General features: G+C 70.4%; 9 protein-coding genes. 6 read left to right on the forward strand and 3 right to left on the reverse strand.

The window, feature by feature from the left end:
- The 4 genes from AC3XYG_RS29090 to purH form a co-directional block, all read left to right on the forward strand.
- The coding region (locus tag AC3XYG_RS29090) for a substrate-binding domain-containing protein (protein ID WP_489143368.1) at positions 1–457 on the forward strand (457 nt) is incomplete at its 5' end.
- Between the two features lie 107 nt (positions 458–564).
- Entirely contained in the window at positions 565–1,230 is a 666-nt protein-coding gene (gene rpe, locus AC3XYG_RS29095; RefSeq protein WP_489143369.1) for a ribulose-phosphate 3-epimerase, read from the forward strand.
- Positions 1,231–1,233: 3 nt separating this feature from the next.
- The gene (locus tag AC3XYG_RS29100; protein ID WP_489143370.1) at positions 1,234–2,898 is read left to right on the forward strand and encodes a heparinase II/III family protein; all 1,665 of its coding nucleotides are present in this window, start codon (positions 1,234–1,236) and stop codon (positions 2,896–2,898) included.
- A 94-nt stretch (positions 2,899–2,992) separates the two neighbouring features.
- Positions 2,993–4,573 carry a bifunctional phosphoribosylaminoimidazolecarboxamide formyltransferase/IMP cyclohydrolase gene (gene purH, locus AC3XYG_RS29105; protein WP_489143376.1) on the forward strand — a complete coding sequence of 527 codons (1,581 nt, stop codon included), beginning with the start codon at positions 2,993–2,995 and terminating at the stop codon, positions 4,571–4,573.
- Positions 4,574–4,745: 172 nt separating this feature from the next.
- On the opposite strand, the gene AC3XYG_RS29110 is transcribed toward purH, so the two are convergent.
- Both AC3XYG_RS29110 and htpX read right to left on the reverse strand, forming a co-directional pair.
- Positions 4,746–6,038: an MFS transporter gene (locus AC3XYG_RS29110; RefSeq protein WP_489143371.1), complete on the reverse strand. Its 1,293-nt coding sequence runs from the start codon at positions 6,036–6,038 to the stop codon at positions 4,746–4,748.
- Positions 6,039–6,086: 48 nt separating this feature from the next.
- The gene (gene htpX / locus AC3XYG_RS29115; protein ID WP_489143372.1) at positions 6,087–6,962 is read right to left on the reverse strand and encodes a zinc metalloprotease HtpX; all 876 of its coding nucleotides are present in this window, start codon (positions 6,960–6,962) and stop codon (positions 6,087–6,089) included.
- Positions 6,963–7,071: 109 nt separating this feature from the next.
- On the opposite strand from htpX, the gene AC3XYG_RS29120 reads away from it, so the two are divergent.
- Positions 7,072–7,275 (forward strand): DUF1674 domain-containing protein, encoded by a 204-nt coding sequence (locus AC3XYG_RS29120; RefSeq protein ID WP_489143373.1) that lies wholly within the window; start codon positions 7,072–7,074, stop codon positions 7,273–7,275.
- A gap of 157 nt (positions 7,276–7,432) precedes the next feature.
- Here the strand turns inward: AC3XYG_RS29120 and AC3XYG_RS29125 are convergent, their stop codons facing one another.
- On the reverse strand, positions 7,433–7,861 hold the full coding sequence (locus AC3XYG_RS29125) for a DUF3052 family protein (protein ID WP_489143374.1): 429 nt from the start codon (positions 7,859–7,861) through the stop codon (positions 7,433–7,435).
- A gap of 123 nt (positions 7,862–7,984) precedes the next feature.
- Between AC3XYG_RS29125 and AC3XYG_RS29130 the strand changes: the two genes are divergently transcribed.
- A partial coding sequence (locus AC3XYG_RS29130; protein ID WP_489143375.1) for a glucan biosynthesis protein occupies positions 7,985–8,512 on the forward strand: 528 nt, incomplete at its 3' end.

An 8,512-nucleotide genomic window follows, 5' to 3' on the forward strand; every position in this document is an offset into this window, starting at 1 on the left:
CAACGACCGCGTCCGCGGCACCATCGACGGGCTGGGCGCCGGCTGGACCCAGGTCGCCGGCTCGCCGCTGTACTGCAACGACGACGCGGCGCTGGCGGTGCAGCAGCTGCAGGACACCCTGACCGCCCACCCGGACATCGACGCCCTGCTGCCGGTCGGCGGCTGGCCGCTGTTCGTCCCCGACGCCTTCCGCAACTTCGCCGAGCCGATCAAGGCCAAACTGGCGTCGAAGGAGATCGTGCTGGTCTCGGCCGACACGCTGAAGACCGAGCTGGAGCTGCTGCGCGACGGCTACGCCAACGCCCTGATCGGCCAGCAGCCGCATGAGATGGGCGAACTGGCGATGGAGACGCTGTTCAAGCTGAAGAAGGGCGAGAAGGTGCAGCAGATCACCTATGTCGGCCTCGACGTCGTGACCCCCGACAACGTCAAGGAATTCCTGGCCAAGCCCAAGTAGGTCATGACCGGACGGGGCCGGGCGCAGCTGCGCGCCGGCCCCGGTTTCCTGGCGCCGGCCCCATCATGGTTGTGACGGGCCCGGTCCCTTGTTATTCAGGGACGATCATGGTCAAACCCGTCCTGATCGCCCCCTCGATCCTCTCCGCCGATTTCGCCCGCCTGGGCGAGGAAGCCCGCGCCATGACCGAGGCCGGGGCCGACTGGCTCCATCTCGACATCATGGACGGGCATTTCGTGCCCAACATCACTTTCGGCCCCAGCGTGGTGAAGGCATTGCGGCCCTGGTCCGCCCTGCCCTTCGACCTGCACCTGATGATCGGCCCCGTCGACCCCTACATCCCGGCCTTCGCCGAGGCCGGGGCGGACCGCATCAGCTTCCACCCCGAGGCCGGGCCCCATCCGCACCGCACCGTCCAGCTGATCCGCTCGCTCGGCAAGGCGCCCGGCGTGGTGCTGAGCCCCGGAACGCCGGTTGCGATGGTCGAGGAGCTGCTGGGCGACATCGACCTGGTCCTGGTGATGACGGTCAATCCCGGCTTCGGCGGGCAGAGCTTCATCGAAAGCCAGGTCGACAAGATCGCCCGGCTGCGGGCGATGATCGACAAGGCCGGCCTGGACGTGCGGATCGAGGTCGATGGCGGGGTGACGCCGGAGACGGCGCCGCGCGTGGTCGCCGCCGGTGCCGATACGCTGGTCGCCGGCACCGCGGCCTTCCGCGGCGGCCCGGCCGCCTATGCCGCCAACATCGCCGCCATCCGCGGCAATGGCTGATCGATGAGGTCTCCGCGCAGCCTGACCCGCAACGTCCACGACCAGCTGACGCGGTTCGCCTATTCGAACCCGCTCTACTCCGTGGCGCTGGGGCGCAAGGGACCGCGCGACCTGCTGATGATCCCGCCCGACCCCTGGCCGGGCGACGCCGAGCGTGGTGCCGCGCTGATCGCCGGGGTGTACCGGCTGGGCGGTCAGACCTATGAGGCCGCGGCGGCCGCGCCATGGGAGCCGTTCGGCGCCGGCCCGGCCTTCACCGAGGCGCTGCACGGCTTCGAATGGCTGCGCGACCTGCGCGCTGCCGGCGGCGACCAGGCGCGGCGCCAGGCCCGGCGGCTGATCGACCATTGGATCGAGCGCTACGACCGCTGGCACCCGCTGATGTGGCGGCCGGACATCCTGGGGCTGCGCATCGCCAGCTGGCTCGGCGCCCACGATTTCTTCTGCGCCAGCGCCGACGATGATTTCCGCAACCGGGTGTTCGCCAGCCAGTCGCGCCAGCTGCGCCACCTGTCCCGTGTCGCCGATGGCGACCCGATGGACCCGCGCCAGATGCAGACGGTGAAGGGGCTGGTCTACGGTGCCGTCGCCCTGCCCCAGGGCCGGCCGCGGCTGGACCTGGCCCAGCGCATCCTGGGCAAGTGCCTGCCACGCCAGGTGCTGCCCGATGGCGGCCACGTCCAGCGCAACCCGGCGATCCACCTGACCGTGCTGCGCCACCTGATCGACATCCGCGCCGCCTTCCGCGCCGCCCAGGCGCATGTGCCGGACGCGCTGCATCTGGCGATCGACCGGATGGCCCCGGCGCTGCGCCTGTTCCGCCACGGCGATGGTGGCTTCGCCCTGTTCAACGATGCGCAGGAGGGCGAGCCGGTGCTGATCGACGCCGTCCTCGCCCAGGCCGATTCCAAGCACCGGGCGCCGAAAAGCGCGCGGCACAGCGGCTTCGAACGCGCCATGGCCGGGCGCACCCTGCTGCTGATGGATGTCGGCGCGCCGCCGCCGGCCGGGCTGGACACCGCCAGCCATGCCGGGCTGCTGAGCTTCGAGCTGTCGGTCGGGCGCGAGCGGATGATCGTCAATTGCGGCGCCTGGCCCGGCCGCGGCACCGCCGAGGACAGCGCCTGGCACACCGCACTGCGCGGCACGCCGGCGCATTCCACCCTGTCGGTCGGCGGCCGCGATTCGGCCGAGATCCTGCGCGACGCCGGCATCGGCAAGCGGCCACACGACATCGAGATCGACCGGCAGGAAACCTCGCAGTCGATCCTGATCGACGCCTGGCATGACGGCTATCGCGCGGCGATGGGCCTGATCCACCGCCGCCGGCTGGAGCTGTCGGCCAGCGGCGAGGAGCTGCGCGGCGAGGACATCCTGTTCGCCGAGAACGAGACCGCGCGCGGCCTGCCCTTCGCCATCCGCTTCCACCTGCACCCGGCGCTGCAGCTGTCGCCGGTGCAGGGCGGCAGCTCGGTGATCATCCGGCTGCCCAGCGGCGACGGCTGGCGCCTGCGCGGCTATGGCGGCGAAGTGGCGCTGGAGGAAGGCATCTATTCCGGCCGCGGCGCCGACCGACGCAAGACCACCCAGGTGGTGATCTGGGGCGAGGTCGGGGTCGAGAGCACCGGCGTGCAATGGATCCTGCGCCGGGAACGGCGGCTGGCCTGACGCCACGCCGCGGTGCAGCGGTCCGCTTGATGATCGACATCCCTTCCCGTCGGGTCTAAAGACGGGCGCATTCCCGACCAGGAGCCGTCCGATGATGACCGAAGCCGCCCTGCCGATCCGCCGCGCGCTGATCTCCGTCTCCGACAAGAGCGGCATCGTCGAATTCGCCCGCTTCCTGGCCGATCGTGGGGTCGAGATCCTGTCGACCGGCGGCTCCGCCAAGGCCCTGGCCGATGCCGGCGTGCCGATGAAGGAGGTGTCGACCCACACCGGCTTCCCCGAGATCATGGACGGCCGGGTCAAGACCCTGCACCCGAAGATCCATGGCGGCCTGCTGGCCCGGCGCGACAGCGACGAGCATCTGGAGGCGATGACCGATTACGGCATCGCGCCGATCGACCTGCTGGTGTCCAACCTGTACCCGTTCGAGGCCACGATCGCGCGCGGCGCCAGCTTCGACGACAGCATCGAGAACATCGACATCGGCGGCCCGGCCATGACCCGCGCTGCAGCCAAGAACCACGCCTTCGTCGCCGTCGTCACCTCGCCGGTCGACTATGAGCCGCTGCGGCTGGAGATCGCCTCCAACGGCGGCACGCTGGGCGCCACCCGCCGCCGCCTGGCCGCAGCAGCCTTCGCCCGCACCGCCGCCTATGACGCCGCCATCGCCGCCTGGTTCGCCGATGTCGAGGGCGAGACCTTCCCGCCGCGGCTGTCGCTGTCCGGCAAGCTGGCGGAGACGCTGCGCTATGGCGAAAACCCGCACCAGGCCGCCGCCCTGTACCTGACCGGCGCGTCGGTGCCCGGCCCGGCCACGGCCGAGCAGCTGCAGGGCAAGGAACTGAGCTACAACAACATCCTGGACGCCGACGCGGCGTTCGAGGCGGTGTCGGAATTCACCGAGCCGGCGGTGGTGATCGTCAAGCACGCCAACCCCTGCGGCGTCGCCGTCGCCGCCACGCTGGGCGAGGCCTATGCCAAGGCGCTGATCTGCGACCCGGTCAGCGCCTTCGGCGGCATCATCGCCGCCAACCGGCCGATCGACGGCGCCACGGCGCAGGCGATCACCGCGCTGTTCGCCGAGGTGGTGATCGCCCCGGAGATCACGCCGGAAGCCGCGGCGGTGTTCGCGGCCAAGACCAATCTGCGGGTGCTGAAGACCGGGGGCGTGCAGGACCCGAAGCAGCGCCGCCGTATCCTGCGCAGCGTCGCCGGCGGCTTCCTGACCCAGACCCGCGACGATGCGGCGGCGGTGGCGTCGGAGCTGAAGGTGGTGACCCGCAAGGCGCCGACCGCGGCGCAGATCGAGGACCTGCTGTTCGCCACCCAGGTGGCGAAGCACGTCCGGTCCAACGCCATCGTCTTCGCCAGGGGCCGCATCACCGTCGGCATCGGCGCCGGGCAGATGAGCCGGGTCGACAGCGTCAAGATCGCCGTGGCCAAGGCGGCCGAAGCCGCCCAGGCGGCAGGCGAGACCGGGTCGCGCATCGCCGGGTCGGTGGCGGCGTCGGAGGCCTTCTTCCCCTTCGCCGACGGGCTGCAGGCCCTGGTCGACGCCGGCGCCACCGCGGTGATCCAGCCCGGCGGCTCGATGCGCGACCGCGAGGTGATCGAGGCCGCGGATGCCGCCGGCATTGCCATGGTGTTCACCGGCCGCCGGCATTTCCGCCACTGAGCCTATCCGATAATGCTACTGGGACGGCCGTCTGATGGCGGTTTCTGCGCTTCCGGTGCTCACGGACCAAACGTCCGCTGCGCGCCGGTTCTCGAAACCACCACCAGCCGACTCGCCCCAGCGCATTCTCGAACAGACTCGGTCTGCAACCTACGCGGACAGGCTCTGAAGGCTAACCCCGTGCCGGCTCCCTGACCGTCACCAGGACCAGGCCGCCGAGCGCGAACAGGACGACGATCACCGCCATGCCGGCGCGCTGGGTGGCGAAGGCGGCGGTCGCGGCGGCGAACAGTGACGGGCCGATGATGCCGGTGGCGCGGCCGGTCAGGCCGTAGAGGCCATAGGCCTCCGCCTCGCCGCCCGGCGGCGCCATCCGCCCCATCAGCGTCCGGCTGGCGGCCTGGGCCGGGCCGACGAACAGGCCCAGCACCAGGGCCAGGCCGATGAACCAGATCGGGTCGGAGGTCAGGATGATCGGCACGCCGATGGCGATCAGCGCCACCAGCGAGATCAGGATCGTCGGCTTCGACCCGATGGCGTCGTCGATCCAGGCGAACAGGAACGCGCCGATGCCGGAGGTGACGTTGAGCCCAATCGCGAACAGCACGATCTGGCCGAAATCCAGGCCCAGCGTGCCGGCGGCGTAGATACCGCCGAAGGCGAACAGCACGTTGAAGCCTTCGCGGTACACGGCGCTGCCGATCAGGAAGCGCAGCAGGTCGCCTTGCCGCGGCAGGGATTTCACGGTGCGCCACAGATCGGCCAGGCCGCGGCGGACCGCGGTGCCGATCGGCGCGCCGACACGGCTTTCGCGCACCAGCAGCAGCAACGGCACGGCGAAGACCAGCCACCACAGCGCCACCAGCGGCCCGGCGGCGCGCGGCCCGGCCTGGGCCACATCGGGCAGCGGCAGCAGCGGTGCCGCGCCGCCGAAGCCGATCAGCCCGAACAGCGCGATCACCAGGCAAACCAGCCCACCGAAATAGCCGAGCCCCCAGGCCCAGCCGGAGACGCGGCCGAGCATGCCGGGCGGCGCCACCTCGATCAGCAGCGCATTGTAGAAGACGTAGGACAGCTCGAAAGCGATGGTGGCGAGGCCGACCAGCACCATCGCCGGGACGATCGAGGACCGCTCGGGCGCCATGAACCACAGCAGCGCCGTCGGCACCACCGCCACCAGGACGCAGCTGGCCAGCCAGATCTTGCGCCGTCCGCCATGGTCGGCCACCGCGCCCAGCACCGGGCTGAGCACGGCGATCGCCACCCCGGCGCAGACCATCGTCAGGCCCCACAGCCCAGTGCCTTCGATCGGGTCGCCGACGATGCCCTTGTTGAAATAGACCGAGAAGATGAAGGTGCTGATGACGGCGCTGAAGGCGCTGAGCCCGCATTCGAACAGGCACCAGCCGAGAATCGCGGATCGCGACCTCGCCCGGGCGACAACGGGAAGGGCGTCGGCGGTCATGCGTTGAAACCTCGGCGCGTGGCCGTCAGCAGACCGAATGCCTGATGATTAGCCCCACGGCCCGCGCGCCTGTGCCGGCGCAACGCCGGCCATGCGGCGCAGGGCGGCGACGCGGTTGGCGGTCGAGGGGTGTGTCGAGAACAGGCTGTCGACCGCATTGGCGTGCAGGGGATTGATGATGAACATCGGCGCGGTGGCCGGGTTGCGCTCGGCGGCAGCGTAGTCGATCCGCTTCGAGAAAGCCTCGATCTTCTCCAGCGCCGAGGCCAGCCACAGCGGCCGGCCGCAGATCTCGGCGCCGACGCGGTCGGCCTCGTATTCCCGGCCACGGCTGATCGCCATCTGCACCATCATCGCGGCCAGCGGCGCCAGGATCATGGTCAGGATCACGCAGATGAAGCCGAGCGGGTTGTTGCGGTTGGTGCCGCTGCCGAAGAACAGGCCGAAATTGGCCAGCACCGACAGGGCGCCGGCCAGCGTCGCCGTGATCGTCATGATCAGCGTGTCGCGGTTGCGGACATGCGCCAGTTCATGTGCCATCACCGCCGCCACCTCCTCCGGCGACAACCGGCTCAAGAGGCCGGTGGTCGCGGCCACGGCGGCATTCTGCGGGTTGCGGCCGGTGGCGAAGGCGTTGGGCTGGTCAGTGTCGACCAGATAGACCCGCGGCATCGGCAGCTGCGCCTGTTCCGCCAGCTGGGCGATCAGGCGATGGAAGTCGGGCGCGGTGCGGGCATCGACCTCGCGCGCATTGTGCATGCGCAGCACCATCTTGTCGGCGTTCCAATAGGCGAACAGGTTCATGCCGATCGCCACCACGAGCGCCATCAGCATTCCGCCCCGGCCGCCCAGCAGCCAGCCCGCCATCATGAACAGCGCGGTCAGGGCGGCCAGCAGCATCGCGGTGCGGATATAACCCGACATCGAAGTCTCCATTTGTCAGCGTCCCGGATCAGATGGCCCTGTCGCCGGGCGGATCAAGCCTGCCCGATCAAGGCTGGACGCGGGGCGTCCGCCTCGCCATATCAGGGGCATGAGCGATCATGATCCCACCCCCGCCAAGCCCTCCGCCGAGGAGGCCCTGGCCGCCAAGACCCTGGCCGAACGCATCGATGTCCGCACCGGCGCGCCGATCGAGGCCGTGCCGCAGAAGCCCGGCGAGATCGGTGGCCCGAAGGGCCCGGAGCCGACCCGCTATGGCGACTGGGAAGTCAACGGCCGCTGCTCCGACTTTTGAGAGACCGTCCGATAATGGGCTTGGCGCGGCCGCCTGATGGCGGTTTCTCCGCTTCCGGTGCTCACGGACCAAACGTCCGCTGCGCGCCGGTTCTCGAAACCACCTCCAGTCGACTCACGCCGAACCCATTCTCGAACGATCTCTGAGCCAGCGTCGCTCAGCGCAGTGCCTTGCGGATCACCAACCGGAGGCCGGACCAGGCGGCATCGACAGCGCAGATCTTGACATCGACCAGCCCGAGCGGCAGCGCGGCGTCGCGGATGCCGTGCTCGGTCAGGTCGCCCGGCCGTTTGGCCGCCTGCTTCGGCCAGGACACCCAGACCATGCCGTCGGGCGCCAGGCGATGCCGCAGGGCCGCCAGCGCTAGGTCCAGGCCCGCCCGCCAAGCGCTGAAGATGTGGACATAGTCCCACGGCCCTTCGGGCACCGGCTCACTTAGGGTCCCCTCGGCCAGCCGGGCGAAGCCGGCGGCGTCGAACACCGGCCGCAGATCCGGCGGCAGGTCAAGCAGCAGCGCCGATCGCCCGGGCTTCAGCCCCAGCTTCTTCGCCAGCGGCGTGCCGGACGTACCGCTGCCGTCGCTCACCCGCCCCTCCGCCGCACAAGATTCCGCGCCATTTCACGCTGCGGCGCCGTGGCGGTCAAAGCCTTCCTGCCCTTGCCGGCACCGGATCGCCGGTCTATCTGGCGTGGGGCCAGGGGAGGCCGCATGACCATGATGCCGTTCCATCGCCGCACGCTGCTTCGCGCCGCCGGTGCCGCTGCACTGCTGGCCGGGCTGCCGGCCGCGAGGCGGGCCGCGGCGGCCGACCGGGAAGGGCTGGCCCTCGGCCCGGCGGCGCCGTTCTCCTATGACGGGCTGGTGGCGCAGGCCCAGGCGCTGGCGGCCCAGCCCTACCAGCCGCCCTACCGGCCGTCGCCCGACATCGTCCAGGCGATCGATTACGACGCCCATGGCAAGATCAGGTTCCGGACCGATCTGTCGCCCTTCGCCGATGGCAGCGGCGCCTACCCCGTCACCTTCTTCCATCTCGGCCGGTTCTTCGGCGAATCGGTGCGGATGCATCTGGTCGGCGGCAACGAGGCGCGCGAGATCCTGTACCAGCCGCGCTACTTCGACATGCCGGCGGACAGCCCGGCCCGCAAGCTGCCTGCCGATTCCGGCTTTGCCGGCTTCCGCCTGCAGGAGCAGCACGGTCGCGACGACTGGCGCACCCAGGACTGGGTCGCCTTCCTC

This window comes from Inquilinus sp. (assembly GCF_057815775.1).